Here is a 23,865-nt window from a genome sequence, read left to right on the forward strand (position 1 = left end):
CTTGACTTCTCTTTTACATCAATATATTGTTTACCGGTGTCAAAGCCGGTGGCAGGTCCAGCTCGCCCAGCATTTCGCGCAGGTCGATCTCAATGGTGCGGCTCATAGCCGTTACCGGCACATCGTTGGCGCTGCCTTCAAATGGGTTTTCGGTGCTTTCTCCTATTTTTTCCATAGCCATAAACACCCAGGAGATAATAACGGAAAAAGGTATAGCCAGCCATATGATCCAGCTACCCAGCTTATCGCTGAGCTTGCTGAACTCGCCCAGCGTACCAAAGGGGATCAGGCATATAAAAAGCCGGACGAACATCTGGTTGATGGTCGCAAATTGCCTTGGGTAAGGGAAATTCTTCAGGCGCTCGCATTTACCCTGCTGTTCATAAAGATTGACAAGGAGCTGCTCCAATTCGACATGATCGAGCGGATCGATATGGCCCTGACTTTTGAGCGTTTTGAGTTGTGCCGACTGCAGGCTGATGAGATGAGTGGCCCTGTTTTTCCGGGCCAGCACAAAGTGCAGGTCTTCTTCGGAAAGGTAGGGCTTCAACGCGTCATCCAGCTTTGTGTCCCATTCTTCCACACGGTACAGCCTGCCATATTCGATATAGGATGGCTTGCTGCGGGCATTCTCCCAGGCCCGGTTTTCCCTCAGCTGATACCGCAATGCTGTAAGCCAGGCAATGTGTCTGTAGATCATCTGGCGGTGCTCCTCCGGCATCGGATCCTTTGCCGGATCACCAATGCCATCTTTAACCAGCATACCCCAGGCGCGACTGCTATTGACGATAGCGCCATAGATCTGCCTTGCTTCCCACAAACGGTTGTAGGTTTGTGTATTCCTGAAACCGACGATGAAAGCGGCCGCAGTGCCCACCAGGGCGATAGGTACCCAGGGGATAGCCAGCCATTGCCAGTGGAAAAAGAAAAGCAATGTTGTGGGAATGGTGGCTAATACTACAAGGATGTAAATGTCTCTACGGGTCCAAAAAAGAAATTCTTTTAGCGTGTAACGTTGACCGGCGTGCATAGGCGCTGTATTAAAGATTAAAAGAGTTCAGGGTGATATCAGGGCACTGTATAGCCTGGCCCGCCGGTATACAGAAGGACGCTCCTGTAGCTTATGGGCCTGGCTGAAATGTTGTTGGCGGAATAATATGCTTAATGTATCAAAACTAAGCGGGTAAGGGACCCAGGGCTTTGCCGGCGTATCGGTATCGTACTCGACTATCAGAAAGACAGCGCCAGGCTTGAGGTGCCGCTTTATCCTGGCCAGGAAAGCCGGCTGGTCCCGCACATAGTGCAGCGCATTGGCCATCAGTATACCATCCAAAGGCGGCAGGTCCAATGCAGCCGTAACAAAATCCCTTTGCTGAAAATTAACGGTTACGGCCAGGTTCCCCGGATCGGTCCATGCAGCTGTCTGATCTACCGCATGTATGCTGCTACCGGCGGGTAACAGCGCGGCCAATGCCCGGGTAAAGACACCGCTGCCGCAACCCAGATCGGCCCAGCAAACGGGTGAGGTGTAAGCCTTCAGCAGCGGGCATTGTAACATCGATACGGCCTCGGTGATCTCCATAACGGTCAGTCTTTTTTCTTCTGGATGCCTTTGCCGGATATGATGGCAAAAGCATAATTTAATTGAACGAGGATAATGAAGGCCATGCTGAGGTAAACATGGATAAAGCACAGCAATGCCCCGGCCAGGTACAACACTTGTGCGATCACGATGCGGCTGCGTACGGCCTTGTCGATGGTTGGGAAGGCCCCGGCATCGAGTGCGATAAACTGTTTCTTCGATGCGTACTGCCAGTGCAGGTATAGTACCAGGCCCAGCAACAGGATGTTGCACCAGTAAAGCAGCAAAGCAAAACGATACTGGGTGTACTGTCCCAAAAAGGCGGTGGTGAAAGGCAGCAGAGAGACCAGCAGCAGGAAAAACAGCGCGTTCCAGGTAAGGTTGCGATCGTATGTTTTCATATAGCTCAGCTGCACGGCCTGGCCGTTCCAGAAGATACCCATTGTCATGAAGCTGAGGAAATAGCTCAGGAACTTAGGCGATAGGGAAAGGAAGAGGGAGAAGAGCTCCGCTTCCGAGTGGACAGGCCGCTCGGGTACTTTGATCTCCAACACCAGCAGTGTGAGTGCAATCGCAAATACGCCGTCGCTTAACGCTTCTATACGGCCAATCTTCTTACCCGCAAGATCATTGTACCGGATCATCGCTATTTATGCTTTATTATGGTATAAAAATAGGATAAGTTATCGAATGCCGTAAGGCCATGCCGACCGAGTAATATTTTCTGAAGGAACGAGACGATCTAAAGGTCCAGCCGGTAAAATACATTGGCTTCTTCTATGCCATCGGGCCATATCGCTTGCTCTTCATGGGTGAACCGGAAGCCGGAACGCTGGTTGGCAGCCCGCGAAGCTTCGTTGCTTTTACGATGAGAAACAATGATCCGTTTCAGGCCTCTCTTCCTGGCCCATTCGATCCTTTGGCGGTAGAGCAGAGCAGACAACCCCTTTCCGCGATGAGGCTTTTGAATATAAGAAGCCACCAGTATTGCCTCTTCTTGCCCGACATCTGGAATAAGAATGCCGGTGATACCAATCATCCGTTCATCATGGAACAGACCGAAGGAGGCCGATTGCAGCTGGTTGAGCCGGTCTTCCCAATCCGCCACAGAAAAAGCCGCTTCTCTTTCATACGTGCTGCTGAACACGGAAGGCTCCAGGAGCAAAGCTTCCAGGCGTAATCTTTTATAGGATTCCAGGTCGCTAATATCTAGCTGGCGGATATTATAACTCTGAATGTCTTCTTTCATGGCGGGATTTATGACGGGAGCCGGCGTATTACCGGCCGGCTCCTATGCTGTTATTCTTCTTCCTCCGCTTCTGAAAGCCGCTCCTGGATACGTTCTTCGTTCCAGAATTTGTCGTACAGCGCGGGGAATAGCTTCCGGTATTCCTCTTTGGTCTCAGGCCAGCGTTGTTCGATCACCTTTTCTTCGGGATGCTCGATCAGCTCGTAAAACTCATCTTCGTTGTCCTTGCCCAGTTTTTCCAGCCAGGCATTTGCGGCCACGAACAGCATGTATTCGCCGCCCAGGTCGCGGGCTTCTTTAGGCGAAAGGATATTGCAGATCTCATTGGGGTCTTTAATGATCTTGTAAAAACTATCCTTACCCTGTCCTACCATCCAGGCGCGGAAATCCTCGTAGGTATCATCGGAAATGAAGCTGCACACCACGAAAGTCGCTGCCATAATGGGCCAGGTCGACGCTTCTTCGATCTTTTCGAGCAGTATGTGCTCAAAAGCGATAATGTCTTCTGTGGCATAAGGGGTCAGTAGCTCGGTAAGCGTAACGCATTGCGTTTCAAAATTGCTGTTGGGGGCGGCCTTTGCTTTATCGATCAGCTGCCAGAAAATCTGTTCGTTCATATAGTCGGCTGAAATATTACTGAATATAGCGGAAATCGTGTCCGTCTTTAATGTTGAGCAGGGCATTATAGATCAGGTGAATTACATTGTCGACGTCTTCTTTGTGCACCATCTCCACAGTGGTATGCATATAGCGCAGGGGCAGGGAGATCAATGCTGAAGGTACGCCAGCGTTGGAATAGGCGAAAGCATCGGTATCGGTGCCGGTAGAACGGGAAGAGGCTGATCGCTGGAACGGGATCTTGTTGTCCTCAGCTGTTTTAATAATGAGCCGGTTCAGGTTGTTTTGCACCGCCGGTGCGTAAGTCACTACCGGTCCTTTGCCGCAGGAAAGATCTCCTTCGCTTACCTTGCTGATCATTGGTGTAGAGGTGTCATGCGTTACGTCGGTAACGATCGCAACATTAGGCTGGATATATTCGGCGATCATTTCGGCGCCGCGCAGGCCTATTTCTTCCTGCACAGAGTTGACAATATACAAGCCAAAGGGTAGCTTCTTCTTGTTCTCATGTAGCAGGCGCGCCACTTCGGCGATCATAAAGCCGCCGGCGCGGTTGTCCAGGGCTCGTCCCACGTAGTACCGGTCGTTAAGCACCATAAATTCATCTTCGTAAGTGATTACACAGCCCACGTGAATACCCAGCGCTTCCACTTCATCTTTGGAGGTGCAGCCGCAATCGAGGAAAATGTTCTTGACCTTGGGCGTTTCTTCTTTTTCGCCGCTGCGGGTATGGATGGCAGGCCAGCCGAATACAGCCTTGACAATGCCTTTGTCGGTATGTATGTTCACTCTTTTGGAGGGGGCGATCATGTGATCGGAACCGCCATTGCGGATCACATAAATGAGCCCATCGCTGGTAATATAATTGACAAACCAGGAAATCTCATCGGCATGCGCCTCGATCACTACTTTATACTTGGCCTTGGGATTGATGATGCCCACGGCAGTGCCGTAATTATCGACATAATGCTCGTCGATATAGGGACGGATGTAATCCAGCCAAAGCTTTTGTCCTTCGGCCTCGAAGCCCGTAGGTGCTGCGTTGTTGATGTATCGTTCAAAGAACGCCAGTGATTTTTTATTGACCACCGGGATGTGTTTCTTTTCTTTTTGCTCTTTTTTTGCCATAATAAGCGTTTCAATTTTGAACCTGGAAAGTTAAATTATTCTTGCGAGCCGGCAAGGGGCATTCGCATTTCGTACTGGTCCAGGAAGTTTTCCAGTCCCGCAGCAGATAGGGCGGCGAGCAACTCCATCCGGCTGCCATCCACGTTGTTGATCTTCACTTCTTGTATTACTTGTGCGATGCCCGACAGTAGTGCCTGCAGGTCGGCCTGGTCGCCGGTAATCACTTCAAACTGTATCAGGTGGCTGGTTTCCGGATTGAGGATGAAGTACCCGACCGTTTGGGCTGCCCGCTTCACCTGGTAGCAACGGTAGCGGTCGCCGGCTGCCTGCACGGCAGCTGAAGTATTGTCCCAGGAGTAAAAGGCATCATAGGGACGCGCTGCAGTGGCCAGCGTGGCATAGGGCACCTGCTCCACGGCAATGCCAGGGACGGCGATGGTCTGTAGCCGGCCCTTGAAGCAATGCAGCTTTTTGTGGATAATGAACCCGATACGTTCGTATACATGGATCGCTCTTTCATTTTGGTCGATCACTTCCAGGCTGCACAGGGTAATGCCACTGTCGAGCAACCGGGGCAGGGCATATTCGTAAAGCTTGTCGACCACTTTATGACCACGCGCCGCCGAAAGCACACCGGTGCCGGTATTGAAGGCCGTAAGCTTGCCTTGCAGCGTATCGATGCCGTTGAGAATAAAACCGGCAAGCCGGCCGTTGTCGAACATGCCATAGGAGCGGGCAAAGTCGACCCTTGCCGCTTCAAGTCTTTTTTGCCAATAACTTACATCGGCAGAAATGGGTACAAAGTAGTCGGCAAATGCCTCGGCAATGCTGGCTACAATATCGGGCAAGGCCGTGTCTTTTAAATTGCGAATCTCCATTCAAAATAGGTTTATTGGCCCCAGCGGAAGCCTCCGGCGCGCAGGCCGGCCAGGTTAATCAGCCGGTCAACGACTGTTTGGGTCGCTTCCTCCAGGGTGTGGGGTTTGTGATAAAAAGAAGGGGAGGCAGGGCAGATGATACCGCCGGCCTCGGTTACTGTTTTCATATTGTTGATGTGCACCAGGCTGTAAGGCATCTCCCGTATCATACAGATCAGCTTTCTCCTCTCTTTCAGCATCACGTCGGCGGCACGGGTGATCAGGTTGTCGCTGATGCCGCCGGCAATCCTTCCAAGGGTACCCATACTGCAGGGACAAATGATGAGTGCCTGGTAATCGGCGCTACCGGAAGCAAAAGGGGCATAAAAATCGTTCTTTGCCCAAACTTTAAAGGGAAACTGGTCATAATCTTTATTGCCCAGCTCCTCTTCCCATACTGTTTTTGCATTGTCGCTCCAAACGATGCCCACCTCCGTGATCTGATCTTCTAACCTGGCCAGCTTATACAGTAGTTGCTGCACATAGATCGAGCCGCTGGCGCCGGTAATCGCTACCGCTATCTTCATCTTCGCTTTTATATTGTTAAGAAGGCAAAACTAAGCCTTCTAATCAGTAAATTGCATACTTGTTACCGGAAGAAAAGGGCCGGTAGCGCAACTTTTAAATTAAAATGACCGTCTTATCTATAGACGTATACAAACCAAAGTATAGATGAAGAAGATACTTTCTCTCTTAGGCGTTCTGTTCGCCTTTTCAATGGCGGCTTGCGCTACGGACGGTAATAAAGAGGCCAAAGAGATCCACTGGATGAGCTTTGAGGAGGCTGAGGCCAAGATGAAGGAAAAGCCGAAAAAAGTGCTGATCGATGTGTATACCAGCTGGTGCGGCTGGTGTAAGGTAATGGATAAAAAAACGTATAGCAACGATTCGCTGATCCGGTACGTCAATGAAAACTACTATGCGGTTAAGTTTGATGCCGAGCAACGCAATCCGGTAGCCTTCAAGGGCAAAAAATGGGAGTATTCTACGCAGCAACGGGTAAACGAGCTGGCGGTGCAGCTGCTGCAGGGCCGTTTGTCTTATCCCACCACTGTCTTTATGGATGAGAACTTTGAGAATGCACAGCCGATGCCGGGTTACCTCGAAATTTTCCAGATGGAAAGCATTTTGAAATACCTGGGCGGCAATAACCACAAGTCGACGCCCTGGCAGGACTGGCAGCATAGCTTTAAGCCCAGCTGGCCCACGGTAAACGTTAATAAATAACCCAACTACTTAATCATAAAATTGGCCCTTTTCGAAAAGGGCCAATTTCTATTACAGACTGTCCAGGCAGAAAATACTGTAGTGATCGCCCCAGCCGCTGAGTATCCAGCAACGACCGGTACGCTTTTCGTTTAGCAAGGCCGTGGCCAAAGCCAGTCCGAAGGAAGAGGCGGTAGGATAGGCGCCGCAGTACCGGCGGTAATCGATCGTTTCTATACCGGAGCATATATCCGGCGCGTTTTTCAGACCCGGCGCGTTGATCAGCAGGATATCATTGTGGTTGATCGCCAGCTGATGCTGTTCCTGGAAGCGGGCTAGCTGTGCTGCGACTGCGGCATCGTCATCGGCGACGAACATATCGAAAGCCCGGAGCCATGCACTGCTATCTGCACCGGCGTGAGCAGATAAGGTGAAGAAAGCAGCGCCCTCACCGGCAATATCGCCCGTTTTATATTTCCCAAATCTTTCCAGTATCGTATAGCTGGTGTCGGTGCATTCGTCTACAGCGCCTGCCAGCACCATTTCTCCGGGCTGTGCTGCCAACATCATGGCGGCATCCATCATGGCGCTCTCAAAGGAATGCGCCTTATGTACATAGGTCATGTTATGGCCTGTGCAGGCGAGCGACAAGGCGATCTGCCCCGATACGGTATTGTGTGTCGATTGAATAAAGGCCGTGGGATTCAGCATCTGCTCTTCCTGGTCGATCATTTTCTGAAGGAATTGCTCAGAGTCCTGCAGCATGCCATATGTAGTGCCCACGTGGATCGAACCGGGTATCTCCGTTCCCAGGCAGTGCTTTGCAGCCGCTATCCCAGTGCGTACCGGCTTGGTCATGCGACGTAGCTGCATCGGGGGGATCAGCTCTTTATAGTCCGGTTCGGCGCAGGCTGCCTTGCCGGGTCCGGGCTGTTGCAGCGTGGCTACCGGAACACCCGGAACCAGCATTCCGGCGGGGCTGATGCTGCAAAAATGATTGATGTACATTTTCATTTGAATAGACATCAAAAATAGATTTTTTAGCTTACTTTAGGCTGGCAAAATTACAATGCCCCGAGCTGCTTACACATACCAGGAGCCGATGACCGACTCGGAGCTTTCTTACCTGAAGGAAAAAGAAGCCAGGGAAAAACGGGCATTTCTACGCACGATGCGTACGCTGGCTGTACTTTTTGTCATCGTACCTTGTTGCCTGGGTATTATTATGGAAAGCGTTAAACGCAGTCAGGATACGCCGGCAATGGCGCGGCTGCGGGAGGAACAGGAACCACGCGTATACCTGTATTATGTGCTGGGTATGATCTTCCTGTTGCTGGTAGTGATTGTTGGCGGTTATATTGGCTATCTCCGTAACCTGAAGCCGCTGGTGAAGGATATCCGTTTGGGCAATAAAACGATTGAGAATACGGGGATCATGCGTAAGCAACATGTCAGCAGCAACAATACACACCACTTTTTCCTGCGGTCTACTTTCAAGCTCAGCATAGAAGTCAGCAAAGAAGACTATGCGCTGTACGAAGAAGGCGATGAGATCAATATCGAGTACAGCACTTTTTCCAAAGTATATTTCGGATATTTTTAGGTCGCTACCAATGCTCCTGCAACTGCTTCAGGTAGGCGGCGGTATGCAGCAGGCGGCTACCATACCAGCTAAAGAGCTCTCCATCCACCAGCTGTATGTGTGCAGCGGGCAGCAAGGCCTGTAGTTCCTGTATATGCGGCTCTTTAAAAGGGTAAGGTTCCGAGGAAAGCAGCACGAGCGAAGGGTTCCGGGCGATGATATCTTCGTCGTCGATCGCGGGATAGCGCTCCTGGTCCGCGTAGCTATTGGTCAGTCCGGCCCGTTGCAGGATGTCATGTATAAACGTATCCCGTCCTACTGTCATCCAGGGCTTGCGCCAGATGAGGTATAAGGCGTTGCGGGATGGTGCGAAGGCATGCAGTTGAGCAAAGTCTTGTTCGATACAGCGGGCGATCATCTCTGCGTTTTCCTCACGGGACGTAAGCGTACCCACGGTGCGGATCATCTGCAACGCATCGTCCAGGGTATGAATGTCACTGATCCATACCGGTGCGATATCGCCCAACGCTTCTACTTGCTCCCTGACATTTTCTTCCTTATTTGCGATGATAAGGTCGGGCTGTAAAGCAGCAATACGGTCGCGATGCAGGCTTTTGGTACCACCCACCCGCGCTTTGCTCCGGAACCAGGTTTCGGGATGCACACAGAATTTGGTAATGCCAACCGTCTCCGCATCAAGACCCAGATCGTACAGCAGCTCCGTTTGAGACGGGACCAGGGATACAATCCGTTTCGGCGGTTGGTTTAATTGATGTCCGGGATCCAGGAAATACATGCTAATCTTCGGTTGGATGTTCGGGTGTAGGTAGCAGCAATTGCATAAAGACCAGGTCCAGCCATTGGCCGAACTTATAGCCCACCTCTTTGAACCGGCCCACCTCGACAAAGCCGAAATGCCGGTGCAGCTTCATACTGGCTTCATTGGCGGCATCGATACCGGCAACCAGGGCATGCAACTGCTGTTGTTGCGCTGCGGCCAGTAAATGCGGGTACAGCAACCTGGCTATACCTTTACCGCGGTGGGTAGGGTCGATATAGACCGATATCTCGGCGGTATACTTATACGCGGCCCAGGGCCGGAAAGGCCCGTAGGTGCCAAAACCGATCGCCCGCTCTTCCAGTTCGGCTACGCATACCGGAAAGCCGTCTTGTTGTTTCAAGCGGAACCATTCGCGTCGCATATCAAGCGTATGCGGTTTATAGTTGTACACCGATGTGGTATACAGTATAGCATCGTTGTAAATGTCCAGTATCTGTGGCAGATCATGTTCCTGCGCTTCCCTGATCTTTATATCCATGTGCGGTAGCTAATAGAGCAGATGCATTTTTTTCTTGCTTTTCCAACCGGCATCGCTCTTGGAATCGGTAAAATAGACGATGAGATCGGCGTCGCTTTTCCATTCGGTGAAATAGATCTGTTTCTTGGCGTCGCTTCTCCATTCGGCAAAATACCAAACCCCTTCGTTTTTTCCTTCGGCGTCACTTTTGCTTTTGGTCTTGTACACCACAAGGTCGGCATCGCTTTTGGAGTCGGTTACATAGACGATCACCTGGGCATCGCTTTTCCAGTCTGTCGAATAGACAACCTGGGCTATTGCGGGCCGGGCAAAGCAACAAGCAAGCGAAAAACAGGTAAAGAAGAAAATGTTTTTCATGAGTGGCGGGTTTTGAAGCGCCGGCCTTACCTCCGGAAAACGATACGGAAAGTAGTGCCTTTACCGGGTTCTGATGATTTTACAAAGATACTGCCATTGTGGTATTTCTCGATGATTCGTTTGGCCAGCGAAAGTCCAAGGCCCCAGCCGCGCTGCTTGGTGGAATAGCCTGGAGCAAATACCTTTTTGAAACTATTTTTGGGAATGCCTTTGCCGGTATCGCTCAGGTCTATGGTGACAATGCGTGGCTGGTTGCTCAGCTTGATAAGGATGTTGCCGGCGCCTTCCATGGCATCGAGCGCATTGCGGATCAGGTTCTCGATCACCCAATCGAACAATGGACCGCTCAGCAGCACCTGTACATCGTCTTCGTCATGTTCAAAATCGATAGTTACCTTCTGGGGCTTGCGCATACGCATATATTCTACCATGCTTTGCAGCCTGTTCACCAGGTTCTCTTCTTTGAGCTGGGGTACGCTGCCGATCTTCGAAAAACGGTCGGCGATAAGTTGTAGCCGCGACACATCCTTTTCCATTTCCGACACCCACTCGCGGTTGCTCTCGTTGTCTTTCAGCAGCTCCATCCAGGCTACGATGGAAGATAAGGGCGTCCCCAACTGGTGCGCGGTCTCTTTGGACATGCCTACCCATACCTGGTTCTGTATACTACGCTGGGCATTGGAAATAGCAATGACCACGATCAGCAGGAAGAAAACAATAATAGCGAGAATAAGCAGGGGGTAATAACGGAGGCGATTGAGCAGCGTAGAATCGCCGTAAACAACATAGCCTTTGCCCGGCATGCCTGGGGTACTGAAATCATACAATATGGGCTCATGCAGTTTTTTGAATTCCTGGTACTTCCGCATCAGGTATTCAGGATCGCCGGCCAAGCGGCTGCTGTCGAGGTTTTGGGAGGTGACAATATTGCCTGCATCGTCGGTAAGGAACAGGGGAATGGTTGTGTTTTCTGAAATAACTTTTGAAGCAAAGGTGACGTCCGATTGTGCTTGTATCGGCGCCAGGGCGGTCGTACGGATGGCTTCAACCAGCATAGCCACTTTCTTCTGCTCTTCAATAGCCATTTCTTTGGCAACCTGGTTGAAGTAATACAAGGCAAAGCCAACAATCGCCAGGGCAAAGATAACGAGATACGTTTTCCAGTGCAGGTATTTACGCATGGGCTCAAAAGTAAGTAAAAAACATAATCCCGAAAGCCTTTCGGGACGGGCCTTGCGGTTTATATTTTTTCTGTTTATTTGCCCCGAACTCGCTATTTTTGAAGCTATGGGCTTTCTTTTTCCCTTGTTCCTGCTGGCCGGTCTGGCGCTGGTGATCCCGGTGCTGATCCACCTCTTCAACTTGAGGCGGTACAAACGGGTGGCTTTTCCCGACACCCGCTTCCTGAGAAATATACAGCTGTCGACCAAGCGGCAGGCAAAAATACATAACTGGCGCCTGCTGCTGATGCGCCTGCTTTTCCTGGCGGCCCTGGTGCTGGCCTTCGCACAACCTTTCCTGGGAAAGGGGGAATCGGGGGGCAAGGCAGCGGTATCGGTGATCTACATCGATAACTCCTATAGTATGACGATAAGCGAGGGGCAGGAAAGCCTCCTGCAACAGGCAAAGAAAAAAGCCCGTCAGCTGATCGCTTCCTCTGATAATACTGCGCGTTTCCTGCTGTTGAGCAACGATAAGATGGCAGCCACAAGGCCTATGCTGCGCAGCGAAGCGCTGCAGGCGCTCAACGATATACATCCGGTAGCGCGGGTAGCTTCTTTGCGGCAGGTCATGAACAGCATCATTGCCGCACAGTCCAATGAAGGCAAAGAGCCCTGGAATATATACCTGTTCAGCGATCTGCAACAAAGCACGCTGGATGCCGGCGATAAGTTGCCGCTACCAGCCAATGCGACCTTGTACTGTTACCCGCTCGAGGCCAGTAAGGTGGCGAATCTCTATATCGATACGGCCTATTTCCTTTCCCCCAACCTCGATACCCGCCAGTCCAATCCGCTGGTGGTGCGGGTAAAACAAAGCGGCGCCTCCGTGGAGAAAGGCAGTAACCTTAGCGTCACGGTAGGCGGCCAGGTGCGGGCCGTGAGCGCGATCGCGATGAAAGAGGATGAAGACTGGGTAGATACGCTTCCTCTGCAACTGAATGGGGCCGGCTGGCAGGAGATCAGCCTTTCCCTGCAGGATCACCCGCTGAGCTTTGACGATACCTTTCGCATCGCTGCCCGTACCAGCCCCGAACTTTCTGTATTGATCGTAGGCGACGGCGCCGTCAATCCCTATCTCCAGGCGGCCTTTCGCACCTACCAGGGAATCAAGATACAACAGGAGCCGGCCGGGGCTGTGAACAAAGCACAATGGCCGCAGTACAGCCTGATCATATTACAAAACCTTTCGCAGATCACGCCCGGTATACAGGATGCCGTTAAGGAAGCTTTGCAGCGTGGGCAGAATATCCTGCTTTTCCCCGGCAATGTTTCCGGAGTAGATCAGTTCAACCAGGGACTGAAAGCCTGGGGCGACATCAGCTTCGGTAAGGAAGATACCACAAGGCAGCAAGTCGTTTCCCTGCAGCAGGCCCATCCTTTGTTGCAGGATGTGTTTGAAAAGGTGCCCGATAATATACAACTGCCGGTTACGGCAAAACGCTACCCGGTGACAGCCTCGGTAGCGGCCAACCAACAGGCGCTGATGAGCTTTCGCGATGGTAAGCCTTTCCTGGCGCAATATGCCCTGATGCAGGGCAAGCTTTATCTCTGTGCTTCTCCGCTGGACGATCGCAGTTCCAATTTTGCGTTGAGCTATTTCTTTGTGCCGGTGCTGTACAAAATGGCAGTGCAGGGAAGCGGCGGCAATATGTACGCCCGCTCAGTAGGTAGCAGTGCACCGCTATGGTTGCCGGTGTCGGGCGCCGACGATCGTAAGGTATGGCACCTGGCCCGTCCCGGCTTCGATGCGATCCCTTCGCAGCGACCTTCGGGCATCGGTGTGGAGCTGTTTCTGAATAATACTGCCCGGGATGCCGGTTTTTACCGGTTATATAACGAGGCTTCGAAAGATACGGTGCTGGTGGGGCTGAATGCGCTACGCAGTGAATCGCAACTGGGTGGGATATCTCATGCAGCGCTTGAGCGTACGCTGGCGCCGGCAAGGGTACGCTGGCTTGATGAGCAATCGGTGGGCCGGCAGGGATGGCGCCAGGCACAGGATCCTTTCCCCTTGTGGAAGATATGCGTTATCGTGGCTCTGTGCTGCCTGGCAGGAGAATCTTTCCTGCTGTTGCGCAAGCAGAAAGCCGGCAGCCCCGTAGCAGCAGCCTGAGCATTCCCAACATTGCCTCCTGTACCTTTCCCATGTCGTTTCGTTAGGCTCCTTTTAAAGGAGAAAGCCGTGTCGTTAATCGCTAAGATGGCTAAGTGATACGCAAAGTGCACAAAGGATTGACGTGAAATTCCAAGCTATCGCGTTCCCCCACTTAAACGGCATCGTGCCTGGCGCTATCGTGTCAGGTTTAAAGGCCCGGCAGCAACGTTTGTCGTCGTGCCGTTCTATTGTCGTGTTTGATGGTTGTTCAGGACGCTGCCTGCTTACTACGGATACCCAAAAGCAGGAACAGCCAGCCGGCAATAAAGAAAAGGCCGCCGATGGGCGTCAGGATGCCAAGACCGCCCAATCCTACCGAAGCGGTAGCTTTGAGATAGATCAGCAGGTAAATGGATCCGGAAAACAAAAGGATGCCGATCACAAAAGCCCAGGTGGCTCTCCGTATCCAGGCCGACGGAAAAGCCTGGTGCAGCATGCCGGCAATGGCCAGGGCAAAGCTGTGGTAGAACTGATATTTTACGGCTGTTTCATAGGAAGCCAGCAAGTCGTCGGTAAGATGCGGGCGCAGCGCGTGGGCGCCCATAGCGCCGGTGATCACGCCAATCATAGCAAACAGGAAGGCTGCAGTAAGAGCGGGTTTGTACGTCATCAGAGCGAAAGATTATTGTCGGAGAGATAATGCTCAAGAGTTGCTGCAAAGGTACTCAGGTTCGCCGTTACGGTGTCAATTTTCCCATGAGCCTGCTCGTATATTTCTTTTCTTTGCCTGTATAGCTGCGATAGCTTTTCGGCAAGTTCTTGCCGGTTGCCATTAGCCAGTAGCGGCCGTTCCAGCCCCTGTTGCTCGATATTGGCCAGCAGGGCTTCTGTCGGGGTTTCGAGATACAGCACACAGCCGGCGGTCTTCATCACCTGCAGGTTGTCTTTGTAGCAGGGTGCACCGCCGCCGGTAGCAACCACGATTTTGTCAGAAAATTCTTCCAGTATCGCTTGCAATGCCTCCCGTTCCTTTTCCCTGAAATATTGCTCGCCTATTGTAAAAAGTTGCGGAATGCTGCTGCCTTCACGGGTTTCGATCACACGATCCATGTCTGCCTGCTCATAGTGCAGCAGGTCGCTCAGCTGGTGCGACCAATAGCTTTTGCCGCTTCCCGGCATGCCGATGAGAAATATGCGCATAGGTCTGGTTTAAAGCAATGCCTGCCGGATGTCCGGGAGCTGTTCGGCGCCCAGCAGATTGTGTCCTGTATCCATCAGGTGGAGCTTTGCCTGTTTCAGGTTGCGGACAAAACGTTCGCCCTGGGCCGGTGGGAAAATACGATCATGTTTACCCATGAACAGATGTGTCTCCACTTTGTACTTGTTCAGGTTCCATTTGACCGCGGCTATATTAACGATCAGCTTGCTGGTCACCGGCCACACATAAGAAAGCTGGTGCCTTACGGTTTCATCGGTCAGGTTCCTTACTGCAAATTTAAACCGCGATTCATCGATAATCCTGAATTTTCTCAGGAAATCCACACGGCCCAGCCATTTTTCGGGCGCCTGCATCATGTTCCTAAATCCTATTTTGCCTATGGGGTTGCGGGTGGCAAAGTGGTACCAGAAATTCTTTTCCAGTCCGTCGGGCGCCAGTAATACTATTTTTTCGATCCAGTTGGGTTGCTGCTCAACGATATTGAGGCATATTCTTCCCCCCAGGCTGTAGCCCAGGAGCGACACTCGTTCGGTCCCGAAATCGTTACGGATACCCTGCACAATGGCCATCAGGTCCTTTTTCCGGAAATAAGGGTCTTTCCATTGAGTAAGACCATGGCCAGGCAGATCTATCGATACCATCGTGTATTCCTCCTGCAGGAGCTTAGCAAGCGGGGCAAAGATGGCGGCGTCGTTGCCGAAGCCATGAAAAGCAATCAGTAGCTTGCTGCCACTGCCCATCCGGAGGCAGTGAATGGCGTTGTCGTTATATTTTAAGATGCCAGAGTGGGGTAGCATATTTTCTTGATCCCGGGCCGTATTCCTTCGGCAGTTGATAAGTGCGGGTCGTGCCGGTCAATCCTGTTTGCCGGCAGGGTGAAAAAAAGCTGTCACGATCACGGACAGCTTTTTTTGTTTATTTCTGCAGGGAGCCTACGCCGCGTAGCAAGCGTCCCCAGCGAATTCCTTTTTTTGTATAAGCGTCCACCTGGTTTTCGGGGTTGCTGCCATAGCTGAGCCAGACGAACGAAGCCTTACCGACGATATGGTCTTCCGGTACAAAGCCCCAGAAGCGGGAATCGGCCGAGTTGTGCCGGTTGTCGCCCATCATCCAGTAGTAGTCCATTTTGAAGGTATACTGGGTGGCTGTCTGGCCATTGATCAGGCATTGGTCGCCTCTTTGCTCAAACTTGTTTCGCTCATAGGTTTCTATAGCACGGCGGTACAGCACCACATTCTGTGGCGTCAGGCTGATGGTCATGCCTTTTTTCGGGATCAGGATAGGACCATAGTTGTCCTGGTTCCAGGGGAACATAGCAGGATTCTGGGGGTAAACGGCCTGGCCGCTGGGACCGGTCGCATTGCCTTTGGGCTCCACTGCGGTCGTAACGCTGGTAACGCCCGGGAGCTTACTGTAAGCCTGCATGGTCCCATATTCCATTTCCATGACCATACCGGTAGTGCTGTTGCCGCCACGGAACAGGATATGGTTCTCTTCGCCATAGTCATTGTCGTAGCGGAATTGCGGCGTTACCTGCACCAGATAGTCCATGCGTTGGTGCGGGTAAAGCTCGCCCCTGGCGCCATTGACATATACAACGCCGTCGATCACTTCGATCTTATCGCCGGGTATACCGATGCAACGTTTGATATAGTTTTCTTTTTTATCAACAGGACGGGTGATGATCTCGGTACGGCTCAGTACCGCATCCCTTCCCATCATACGCACGGCGGCATAATAATCCTGGGCGGGATCAATCAACATAGCGGTGTCGTTGTTGGGGAAGTTGAACACCACCACATCGTACCGTTTTACTTTACCAAAGCCCGGAAGCCGGCGGTATTTCCATTGCACGGCGTCGGTATAGGACTTGCCGCCGAATATGGGCATCGTGTTGTGCACCAGCGGAACAGCCAAAGGAGTCATGGGCATACGGGGACCATAAGCCACCTTACTTACAAAGAGATAATCGTTGATCAGCATGGTACCTTCCATGGATCCGGAAGGGATCGTATAGGCTTCTATAAAAAAAGTACGGATCAGCGTGGCGGCAACGATCGCAAATAAAGCGGCATCGAGCCATTCGCGCCATACGGGTTTTCTTTTCTTGTTGGGGTCCTGTTTTTTCTTTTTCCAGAAAGCTAAACGCATATTCTTGCAGGGATTGATAATCGTTATGGTGTCAGAAGTGCCCGTCTGGTTTTAAAGAGACACTATAAGCGTCAAAAATAACAACTTATTGCCAATAAGCGGTTTTTCATTTATGCTCCCGGCTGAAACAAAAAAGCCCTGCTACATGAAGCGTAGCAGGGCTTTTACGCTGGTATTAAAAAGGTTTAGATAGACGGCGCTACCGCGGTAGAATCTGCCGCTTCGGCCGGCGATGCTTCTTCCTGGTCGCCAGGGAGCACATCGTCAACGCTGTCACCCATTTTCTTTTCTGCCTCTACTACCTTTTGACCAAAACGGATCAGCTGCAGCAGACTGTTCTCATCCTTGTTCTGGAAAGTTGCTTCGAAGTGCATTTCGGTATGGTCGCCGTCCAGCTTGCCGCCATAGGCCTTAACCGATTCGAATAACTGCTTGCCGTCGTGGAATACCGAGCTGTCCTCTTTGCCATACAGCAGGTCGAGCGGCACGGAATTGATCGAATTCTTGACGTCCAGGAAAAAGCCGGATGGATTGCTCTTTACTTCTGAGGGAATGTTAAATGCTTTGTTGCCCGAGGTCTGCAGGAAACTTGTAGCCACTCCGGCCTCGTTGGAAGCCACAACATAAGCGCCATCGGTAGCCAGGGTCATCGATCCGCCAATCATATAGGTATTGGGCGTAGCGCCGGGAGAAAGCAGGCCATTGCTTACCACTGTCTGCAGCAATTTGTCAAAGGCTGTCTTATCCTTGATCTTCATAGACAAGACCGCTTTAAATGAAGGTACCGGCTTGGTATAGTTCACCGAAGAGCCGGCCAGTGTGTAGGATTCGCTCTCGGTAGTTACTTTAAAGTCGGTAAAGGCCAGAAGGAAATCGCCGCTGAAGGCATTGAGGATATCGTCGAAGCTCAGGTTGATCTCTTTAAGCGCTGTAGTGGCCAGCGGCAGCATGCCAATGGTATCGACCAAAGCCCGGATACCCTGTGGATTGAAATGATGGCTCAGCATCAGGTTCATCTGGCTGCCGGGCACCTTGCCCAGCAGATCGTTGTTCACCGATTTTACTTCAAGAGCCGAAGCGATGCCTTTTACGCTGGGGTTGAAGTAATAACGCGCATCACCGGTGATCTTTCCTTTTTCAAAATCGATACCACCAGCCAGGAAGGCGTCTTTGATCAGCTTTTTCTGCGAAGCCAGCACAGTGCCGGCCTGGCCCAGCTCTTCCTGCGGCATGGCGTTGGTCAAGGCTTCGTAGTTCATCCATACACCTATGTCGTGACCGGCTTTCATCAGCGCCGTAAACTTATCGTTGGTCAACAGGGATTGGTCTTTTTGCAGGCCGAATGTTTTCTCTATCTCTTCGGTAAGGAGTGTGCTGTTGTCCGCCGCGGGTTTCATGGTGCCGTCTTCGGTCCATTCTCTTTGCGCTGTAGTGGCCGCTACAATGGCGGTCTCTTTATCCCAGCCTACACATATATTCGGATTGAGCGTAGCGAAAGAGAATTTGTCCTTGGTTGTGATCTTCGCTTCTTTGAATTGCTCTTTTAGAAATGCGCGGAACTTTTCCGCGTCTTTCAGGGGCAGCAGCACCTGGAAACGGGATTTGCTGGGCAGGCGCATATCGGGAACCGCATAGGCATATACGGTGGTGAGGTATTGAAGGCCGGTCTTCTCCAGGTCAAAATGGGCCGTATCGCCACCGGCGCCACGGGTCATCTCCTTCAACATGGGGCTGCCCGAAAGCATACTCAGGCCTACTTTTTGCACCAGTTGGCCGGTGTTGATGCTGATCACGCCTATCGCATCTTTGGGAATATAGCGGGTGGAATCGTCTTTTTTGCTGCAGCTGGCCAGGAATACCATGAGGCACAGCGCAACGGGCACTAGGCGAAGGGTCATTTTCATCGATAAAGTTTTAGCTGGCAAAAATAAAAAAGCCTTGTCATATAACAAGGCTCTATTTGTAACGGAACATCTTTTGTACAATCTTATCAGAACGGCAGATCATCGGGCTGGTTGCCGGCATTACCAAAGTTGTTGTTCTGCTGCGGCTGGAATTGCTGCTGCGGTTGCTGTTGATATTGCTGCTGCGGCTGCGGAGCGCCTGCTGCGGGAGCAGCTGAAGCCCGCTCTACTCTCCAGGCATTAAGATTGGTGATATATTTTACCTGGCCGTCGCGTTCCCAGCGGTTGCCCCTGATGTTGAAATTCACTTTGAGCATCTCTCCTTCCTGGAACTGGTCGATCACGGCGCAGCTTTGGTTTACCAACTGGAAAGAAGCATAATTGGTAAATACCATACCGGTAGGACTTTCATCGGTGAGCTCCAGCACGAACTCTCTTTTTGAAAAATTGTCTTTGATCTGTTGTGTAGGGAATTTGGCATGTAATCTGCCGGACACTTCTAAACTCATATTAGCTGTATTTATAAAATTAATAAGCGAAGTTAAGGTATTTTTTTAAGGTATGTTCCATCTTTTATGCTAAAGTAAGGCAGCCGATCAGGCCTCACCATTTACACTCAGGTCATGTACTTTTTGCTCGTCGAGATTGACCCTGATATTGAAAAAACAATTGCCGCCATCGTGTACCCAAATCAGGTCCCGACGCCAATCCCTATCACTATTGGCGACAAATTCGGGACAAAAACAGTTGATCCATACCTCCTTAGTGCCATTTTTGAGCGTCATCGGGAAATATTGTCTCCGGTATTCCTTCCACCCGATCCGGTCTTCCTGACGCTGTTGCCGGTTGTACCGGTCGAAAAAGATGGTAAGCAACATTTCTATACAGCCGATCTCCTTGTCTGAAAGGCCTGCCGGTTTGCTGTTGCCGGCAATAAAGGCCGGCACCTCGTCAAAGACCTTGATCAGCCCATAGTTGACCACCATTATTTTAGGCTTGGCGCTTTGTGCCGCACTATTGGCTGCCCATATCATAAGCATGAATATACCTATAGCCTTTCTCATACCTAAAGCGTTTGGTTTACATGACTTCAATTAACCTTTACAGAGCCGCTTTGACGATCCCTTCAAAATCATCTGCATTGAGGGATGCGCCGCCTATAAGACCGCCATCGACATCGGGGCATGCAAACAGTTCCGGTGCGTTGGACGGTTTGGCGCTACCGCCGTAGAGGATCGTAGTGGCGTCGGCAAGCTCAGCGCCATATTGCTCAGCAAGCAGGCTGCGGATAAAAGCATGCATATCCTGTGCCTGGGCAGCGGTGGCGGTACGCCCGGTGCCGATAGCCCATACCGGTTCGTAAGCGATCACGATATGACCCCATTGGTCTGCGCTGAGGTGGAACAGTCCTCCCTCGATCTGGCGACGCACCAGGTCGTTCTGGGTACCGGCATCCCTGATCTCCAAAGGTTCGCCCACGCAAAAGATCACTTTCAGGCCCTGGCTGAGCGCAGCGTCGGTCTTTTTGGCCAGCAGGGCCTCATCTTCGCCGAAGTACTGGCGGCGTTCGCTGTGCCCGAGGATTACATAAGCAACAGCTACGCTTTTCAGCATGCCGGCCGATATTTCGCCGGTATAAGCGCCGGAAGCTTCCTGGTGGCAATTCTGAGCTGCCAGGAAATGACCCGGCACATCTTTCAGCTGTGTAGCGGCAAGCTCAAGCTGGGTAAAGGGCGGCGCGATAAGGACCTCCAGGTTTTCGGGAAGTGCCAGGGCGGCAGTCCTTTTCAGGATATCGGTCACCAGTTGTTTTCCTTCGAAAAGATTCTGGTTCATTTTCCAGTTGCCGGCTACAATTTTCTTTCTTGACATGTAAAAATATAAGAGGTTTGAATGTATAGAAGTTTTTATCGCGATAGTTACGGGTTTAGGGTTGCTGTGTTACGTTCATCAGGTTTCGCTGCTTTGCCGTGCGCTCAAATACATGCTGAAGAACGGCCTTTTCCCCGGCGCTTAATTGCCTGTTGCGCCGTACCATCATACGGTTGGCCGTGTCGAGCGCCTTTTCCAGGGTGTAGGTGGTCATGCCGTCGCTGCCGCCCCAGCTGAAAGAAGGGATAAATTTCTCGGGAAAGCCGCCGCCGTAAATATTGCAACTAATACCGGCTACGGTGCCAGTATTGAACATAGTATTGATACCACATTTGGAATGGTCTCCCATGAGCAGGCCGCAGAACTGGAGCCCGGTTCTCACGGAGCGATGCTCATACTCGTCCCATATTTTTACTTCGTCGTAGTTATTCTTCAGATTGGAACAATTGGTATCGGCGCCCAGATTGCACCATTCCCCTATGACGGCGTTGCCCAGGAAGCCATCGTGTCCCTTGTTGCTGTTGGCAAAGAAGACTACGTTGCTGATCTCGCCGCCGACTTTGCATCCAGGCCCTATAGTAGTGCCGCCGTACACCTTGGCGCCCATTTTGAGCACGGCATGCTCACCCAATGCAAAGGCGCCCCTGATGATGCTACCATCCATGATCTCGGCATCTTTACCGATATAAATGGGACCGCTGACGGCGTTCAGGATGCAGGGATATATTTTTGCGCCGGGCTCAATAAAAATATTGGAAGGGTTGAGCGCTGTAACATAGGCTGGGAGCTCCTGGGATTGACGGCCTGTAGTAATGAGGGCGAAGTCGTCTTTAATCGATTGTTCGTTGGCCGAAAACAGGTCCCATACCTGTTCCAGCTTGCGGAAAAAACTGGTATAGCCGATCACTTTTATGGCCTGGCGGGCTGTTTCCAGCTCTTTGCCATGCTCCAGGGTCTGTTCGGTGCGATAGGCAATCAGCACCTCATCCTGCATCAGTGCTTCGCCGGGTTGCAGGTCGTGCACAGCTTTAGCCATATCAGCCGTAGCAAAAAGGGTGCTGTTGATATAGGTGTGCGCCATGCTGCTGCCGGGCGTACTCACCTGGCTTGCAGGCAGGCTTGCGCCGGGCCTTTGCTCGAAAAGCTGCTTCAGGCGATCGGTAATGCCGGCGCCTTCCGGGTGAAGGGGAAAGACTCCCTGGAGGTAAGCTTCGGTAAGGGTCCCTGTTGCCGCTTCAAGCAGCAGCTCCCAACGCTCCCGCATGGTAAGGATGCCGCAACGCATATCGGCCAGCGGACGGGTATGGGTAAAGGGAAGGAAACGGTAACGGGCAGGACCGTCAAATAAAATAAATGACATAGATCAGGGAAAATTGCGCAGCGAAGTTCGGTAATTTTTGAAAAGATAGGCCGTGGAGGGAAGCACTTCTGCATAAAGGTTTGTGAACTCCCGCAAGAGGAATGACAACGCTTTGCTGCATAAACAAGCGATAATGCTTACCTTTGCACTCTTTTTAATTTATTAGAACAAGAGATTCAAAACATGATTTTACCTATTGTGGCCTACGGACATCCCGTGCTGCGCAAGGAATGTGAAGATATTACGCCCGGATACCCGGGTTTGTCCCAATTGATCGCGGATATGTGGGAAACCATGTACCATACCAATGGCGTAGGGTTGGCTGCTCCCCAGGTCAATCGCCCGGCGCGCATTTTTGTAGTAGATACAGAGCAGATCGTGGAAGGCTTCGACGATGAAGACCGTAAGCGCTACCCCGATGAAAAACCGGTAAAGCGTATATTCATCAATGCGCATATTGTGGAAACCACGGGTGAGCCCTGGGCTTATAACGAAGGTTGCCTTAGCATCCCTAAGATCAGGGAAGATATTAAGCGTCCCGAGCATGTGCGGCTGCGGTATGTGGATGAGCAATTTGTTGCGCATGAGGAAGATTTTCATGGTATTACCGCCCGTGTGATTCTGCACGAGTACGATCACATCGAAGGCAAGCTTTTTATCGATTACCTGCCGCAATTAAAGAAGCGCCTGCTGAAGAAGCGCCTGGAAGATATTTCCAAAGGAAGGATTAAGGTAGACTACCGGATGATGTTACCCAAATAAACGATGGAAAAGCAAGAAACAATTATTCCCGGATCTCCTGAAAAAGGCAACCTGTTGTCGCGCTATTTCAAGACATTACCGGTATTCTTCCCGCTCATCGGCCTGTTCCTGCTGGGGATAGCGCTGTATGAGGCGATCAGCTACCTGGGCGATGATTCTGTATCGCGCCTGTTTTGGCTGCGTCCGTTGGTCCTTCTGCTGTATTTTCTTTTCTGGGCGGGTGCCTGCCTGGCCCGGAAGGTGCCGGCCATAAGCTTTCTGGTGCTCACTATCGTTAACGTATCTTTTTACCTCTTCGGCCCCCATATGCTGCTGTGGCGTGCTTTGGGCGATCTGTTGTTTATTCCTCTGCCGGTAAATCTCCTATTTGCTTTCCTGCTGCTGTTCTTTTTCAGGAAAATGAAATGATCCGGGGAAAAGTTTTGTCCGGTTCCTGTCCCCGATACGAATAACCGGGACAGGAACCGGATTTTTTTTGTTGATTTGTAGTATAACGACCGCCGGCTAACCGGCTAATTTGCCATCATGAACTACGCACAGTCTTTTGAGCGACTACAGGCCATACTGGCCGAGCTGAGGGAAAAATGTCCCTGGGACAAAAAGCAGACCATTCACTCTCTACGCATACAAACTATAGAGGAATTGTATGAGCTGGCCGATGCCATAACTGACGAGAACTGGAAGGGGATCAAGGAAGAGCTGGGCGACCTGCTGCTTCATATCGTGTTCTACAGCAGGATAGGGCAGGAGCAGGGCCACTTCAATATTGGCGATGTGATCGAGTCGGTAAGCAATAAGCTCGTGGCCAGGCATCCGCATATTTACGACCAGGTAAAAGTTGAGGACGACGCCCAGGTAAAGCAGAACTGGGAGCAGCTAAAGCTGAAAGAAGGCCGTAAATCGGTGCTGAGCGGGGTGCCTTCGGCTCTGCCGGCCATGGTAAAGGCGTTGCGGCTGCAGGATAAGGCCAAGCAGGTGGGTTTTGAATGGGACAACAGGGAGCAGGTGTTTGAAAAAATAGAGGAGGAGCTGCAGGAACTGAAGGAAGCGATCGCCATAAAGACCCAGGAAGACATTGAAGAAGAATTTGGCGACCTGATGTTCTCGATGGTCAACTACGCACGCTTTATAGATGTCGATCCGGAGAATGCCCTGGAGCGTACCAATAAGAAATTTAAATACCGGTTTGAGCAGATGGAACTGCTGGCCGAAGCAAACGGCCGTGCACTGCACCAAATGACGCTTACGGAAATGGATGCGCTATGGAACGAAGTGAAGCGCAAGCCCGTATGACCTGGTACCTAACTGTCAAAAAATGAAC

General features: G+C 51.4%; 28 protein-coding genes. 6 read left to right on the forward strand and 22 right to left on the reverse strand.

The genetic code is table 11. The annotated features are described in order from the left end of the window. Positions 1 to 13 precede the first annotated feature (13 nt). From DZK30_RS03990 to DZK30_RS04025, 8 genes are all read right to left on the reverse strand, one after another. Positions 14 to 1,030 (reverse strand): bestrophin family protein, encoded by a 1,017-nt coding sequence (locus DZK30_RS03990; protein ID WP_118972773.1) that lies wholly within the window; start codon positions 1,028 to 1,030, stop codon positions 14 to 16. Between the two features lie 27 nt (positions 1,031 to 1,057). Next, complete coding sequence (locus DZK30_RS03995) at positions 1,058 to 1,582, reverse strand: class I SAM-dependent methyltransferase (RefSeq protein WP_118972774.1); 525 nt, start codon at positions 1,580 to 1,582, stop codon at positions 1,058 to 1,060. Positions 1,583 to 1,587: 5 nt separating this feature from the next. After that, a complete protein-coding gene (locus DZK30_RS04000; protein ID WP_118972775.1) occupies positions 1,588 to 2,226 on the reverse strand; it encodes a TMEM175 family protein in 639 nt (212 codons plus the stop codon). Between the two features lie 98 nt (positions 2,227 to 2,324). Beyond that, positions 2,325 to 2,831 (reverse strand): GNAT family N-acetyltransferase, encoded by a 507-nt coding sequence (locus DZK30_RS04005; protein WP_118972776.1) that lies wholly within the window; start codon positions 2,829 to 2,831, stop codon positions 2,325 to 2,327. Positions 2,832 to 2,881: 50 nt separating this feature from the next. Next, complete coding sequence (locus DZK30_RS04010; protein ID WP_162902824.1) at positions 2,882 to 3,448, reverse strand: DUF4240 domain-containing protein; 567 nt, start codon at positions 3,446 to 3,448, stop codon at positions 2,882 to 2,884. 16 nt (positions 3,449 to 3,464) lie between these two features. Beyond that, on the reverse strand, positions 3,465 to 4,577 hold the full coding sequence (locus tag DZK30_RS04015) for a M42 family metallopeptidase (RefSeq protein WP_118972778.1): 1,113 nt from the start codon (positions 4,575 to 4,577) through the stop codon (positions 3,465 to 3,467). 35 nt (positions 4,578 to 4,612) lie between these two features. Beyond that, positions 4,613 to 5,455, reverse strand: a complete 843-nt coding sequence (locus DZK30_RS04020) for a GNAT family N-acetyltransferase (protein WP_118972779.1) — start codon at positions 5,453 to 5,455, stop codon at positions 4,613 to 4,615. Between the two features lie 11 nt (positions 5,456 to 5,466). After that, entirely contained in the window at positions 5,467 to 6,021 is a 555-nt protein-coding gene (locus DZK30_RS04025; protein WP_118972780.1) for a UbiX family flavin prenyltransferase, read from the reverse strand. A gap of 145 nt (positions 6,022 to 6,166) precedes the next feature. Here DZK30_RS04025 and DZK30_RS04030 point away from each other — a divergent pair, with 145 nt between their 5' ends. Continuing rightward, on the forward strand, positions 6,167 to 6,721 hold the full coding sequence (locus DZK30_RS04030; protein ID WP_205529355.1) for a thioredoxin family protein: 555 nt from the start codon (positions 6,167 to 6,169) through the stop codon (positions 6,719 to 6,721). Between the two features lie 51 nt (positions 6,722 to 6,772). On the opposite strand, the gene DZK30_RS04035 is transcribed toward DZK30_RS04030, so the two are convergent. Continuing rightward, the gene (locus DZK30_RS04035; RefSeq protein WP_118972782.1) at positions 6,773 to 7,726 is read right to left on the reverse strand and encodes a beta-ketoacyl synthase chain length factor; all 954 of its coding nucleotides are present in this window, start codon (positions 7,724 to 7,726) and stop codon (positions 6,773 to 6,775) included. 43 nt (positions 7,727 to 7,769) lie between these two features. On the opposite strand from DZK30_RS04035, the gene DZK30_RS04040 reads away from it, so the two are divergent. Then, positions 7,770 to 8,303, forward strand: a complete 534-nt coding sequence (locus DZK30_RS04040) for a hypothetical protein (protein ID WP_118972783.1) — start codon at positions 7,770 to 7,772, stop codon at positions 8,301 to 8,303. A gap of 4 nt (positions 8,304 to 8,307) precedes the next feature. Here the strand turns inward: DZK30_RS04040 and DZK30_RS04045 are convergent, their stop codons facing one another. The 4 genes from DZK30_RS04045 to DZK30_RS04060 are packed head-to-tail and all read right to left on the reverse strand — an operon-like array spanning position 8,308 to position 11,139. Then, entirely contained in the window at positions 8,308 to 9,078 is a 771-nt protein-coding gene (locus DZK30_RS04045) for a helical backbone metal receptor (protein ID WP_118972784.1), read from the reverse strand. Between the two features lies 1 nt (position 9,079). Next, on the reverse strand, positions 9,080 to 9,601 hold the full coding sequence (locus tag DZK30_RS04050; RefSeq protein WP_118972785.1) for a GNAT family N-acetyltransferase: 522 nt from the start codon (positions 9,599 to 9,601) through the stop codon (positions 9,080 to 9,082). A 9-nt stretch (positions 9,602 to 9,610) separates the two neighbouring features. Continuing rightward, complete coding sequence (locus DZK30_RS04055; protein WP_118972786.1) at positions 9,611 to 9,958, reverse strand: DUF6150 family protein; 348 nt, start codon at positions 9,956 to 9,958, stop codon at positions 9,611 to 9,613. Between the two features lie 26 nt (positions 9,959 to 9,984). Then, positions 9,985 to 11,139, reverse strand: coding sequence for a sensor histidine kinase (locus DZK30_RS04060; protein WP_118972787.1), 1,155 nt, complete (start codon positions 11,137 to 11,139; stop codon positions 9,985 to 9,987). Between the two features lie 106 nt (positions 11,140 to 11,245). On the opposite strand from DZK30_RS04060, the gene DZK30_RS04065 reads away from it, so the two are divergent. After that, complete coding sequence (locus tag DZK30_RS04065; RefSeq protein WP_162902825.1) at positions 11,246 to 13,294, forward strand: BatA domain-containing protein; 2,049 nt, start codon at positions 11,246 to 11,248, stop codon at positions 13,292 to 13,294. A 250-nt stretch (positions 13,295 to 13,544) separates the two neighbouring features. Here DZK30_RS04065 and DZK30_RS04070 read toward each other — a convergent pair whose 3' ends face one another. The 9 genes from DZK30_RS04070 to DZK30_RS04110 form a co-directional block, all read right to left on the reverse strand. Next, positions 13,545 to 13,946 (reverse strand): DUF423 domain-containing protein, encoded by a 402-nt coding sequence (locus DZK30_RS04070; protein WP_118972789.1) that lies wholly within the window; start codon positions 13,944 to 13,946, stop codon positions 13,545 to 13,547. Beyond that, positions 13,946 to 14,476: a shikimate kinase gene (locus tag DZK30_RS04075; protein ID WP_118972790.1), complete on the reverse strand. Its 531-nt coding sequence runs from the start codon at positions 14,474 to 14,476 to the stop codon at positions 13,946 to 13,948. Before DZK30_RS04075 ends, DZK30_RS04070 begins: the two co-directional genes overlap by 1 nt. Positions 14,477 to 14,485: 9 nt before the next feature. Continuing rightward, positions 14,486 to 15,292, reverse strand: a complete 807-nt coding sequence (locus DZK30_RS04080) for an alpha/beta fold hydrolase (RefSeq protein ID WP_118972791.1) — start codon at positions 15,290 to 15,292, stop codon at positions 14,486 to 14,488. Between the two features lie 118 nt (positions 15,293 to 15,410). Beyond that, on the reverse strand, positions 15,411 to 16,646 hold the full coding sequence (gene lepB, locus DZK30_RS04085) for a signal peptidase I (protein ID WP_118972792.1): 1,236 nt from the start codon (positions 16,644 to 16,646) through the stop codon (positions 15,411 to 15,413). 185 nt (positions 16,647 to 16,831) lie between these two features. Continuing rightward, complete coding sequence (locus DZK30_RS04090) at positions 16,832 to 18,544, reverse strand: DUF4836 family protein (RefSeq protein WP_162902826.1); 1,713 nt, start codon at positions 18,542 to 18,544, stop codon at positions 16,832 to 16,834. A 92-nt stretch (positions 18,545 to 18,636) separates the two neighbouring features. Beyond that, positions 18,637 to 19,059, reverse strand: coding sequence for a DUF3127 domain-containing protein (locus DZK30_RS04095; RefSeq protein WP_118972794.1), 423 nt, complete (start codon positions 19,057 to 19,059; stop codon positions 18,637 to 18,639). 87 nt (positions 19,060 to 19,146) lie between these two features. After that, the gene (locus tag DZK30_RS04100) at positions 19,147 to 19,614 is read right to left on the reverse strand and encodes a hypothetical protein (protein WP_118972795.1); all 468 of its coding nucleotides are present in this window, start codon (positions 19,612 to 19,614) and stop codon (positions 19,147 to 19,149) included. A 37-nt stretch (positions 19,615 to 19,651) separates the two neighbouring features. Next, positions 19,652 to 20,422 carry a triose-phosphate isomerase gene (tpiA, locus tag DZK30_RS04105; RefSeq protein ID WP_118972796.1) on the reverse strand — a complete coding sequence of 257 codons (771 nt, stop codon included), beginning with the start codon at positions 20,420 to 20,422 and terminating at the stop codon, positions 19,652 to 19,654. A 55-nt stretch (positions 20,423 to 20,477) separates the two neighbouring features. Then, complete coding sequence (locus DZK30_RS04110; protein ID WP_118972797.1) at positions 20,478 to 21,782, reverse strand: GlmU family protein; 1,305 nt, start codon at positions 21,780 to 21,782, stop codon at positions 20,478 to 20,480. A 183-nt stretch (positions 21,783 to 21,965) separates the two neighbouring features. Between DZK30_RS04110 and def the strand changes: the two genes are divergently transcribed. From def to mazG, 3 genes are all read left to right on the forward strand, one after another. Then, positions 21,966 to 22,544, forward strand: a complete 579-nt coding sequence (gene def, locus DZK30_RS04115; RefSeq protein WP_118972798.1) for a peptide deformylase — start codon at positions 21,966 to 21,968, stop codon at positions 22,542 to 22,544. Positions 22,545 to 22,547: 3 nt separating this feature from the next. Then, a complete protein-coding gene (locus DZK30_RS04120) occupies positions 22,548 to 22,952 on the forward strand; it encodes a hypothetical protein (RefSeq protein ID WP_118972799.1) in 405 nt (134 codons plus the stop codon). A gap of 117 nt (positions 22,953 to 23,069) precedes the next feature. Then, positions 23,070 to 23,837: a nucleoside triphosphate pyrophosphohydrolase gene (gene mazG, locus DZK30_RS04125; protein ID WP_118972800.1), complete on the forward strand. Its 768-nt coding sequence runs from the start codon at positions 23,070 to 23,072 to the stop codon at positions 23,835 to 23,837. Positions 23,838 to 23,865 lie beyond the last annotated feature (28 nt).

This window comes from Taibaiella koreensis (genome assembly GCF_003545715.1).
Lineage (GTDB): Bacteria > Bacteroidota > Bacteroidia > Chitinophagales > Chitinophagaceae > Taibaiella > Taibaiella koreensis.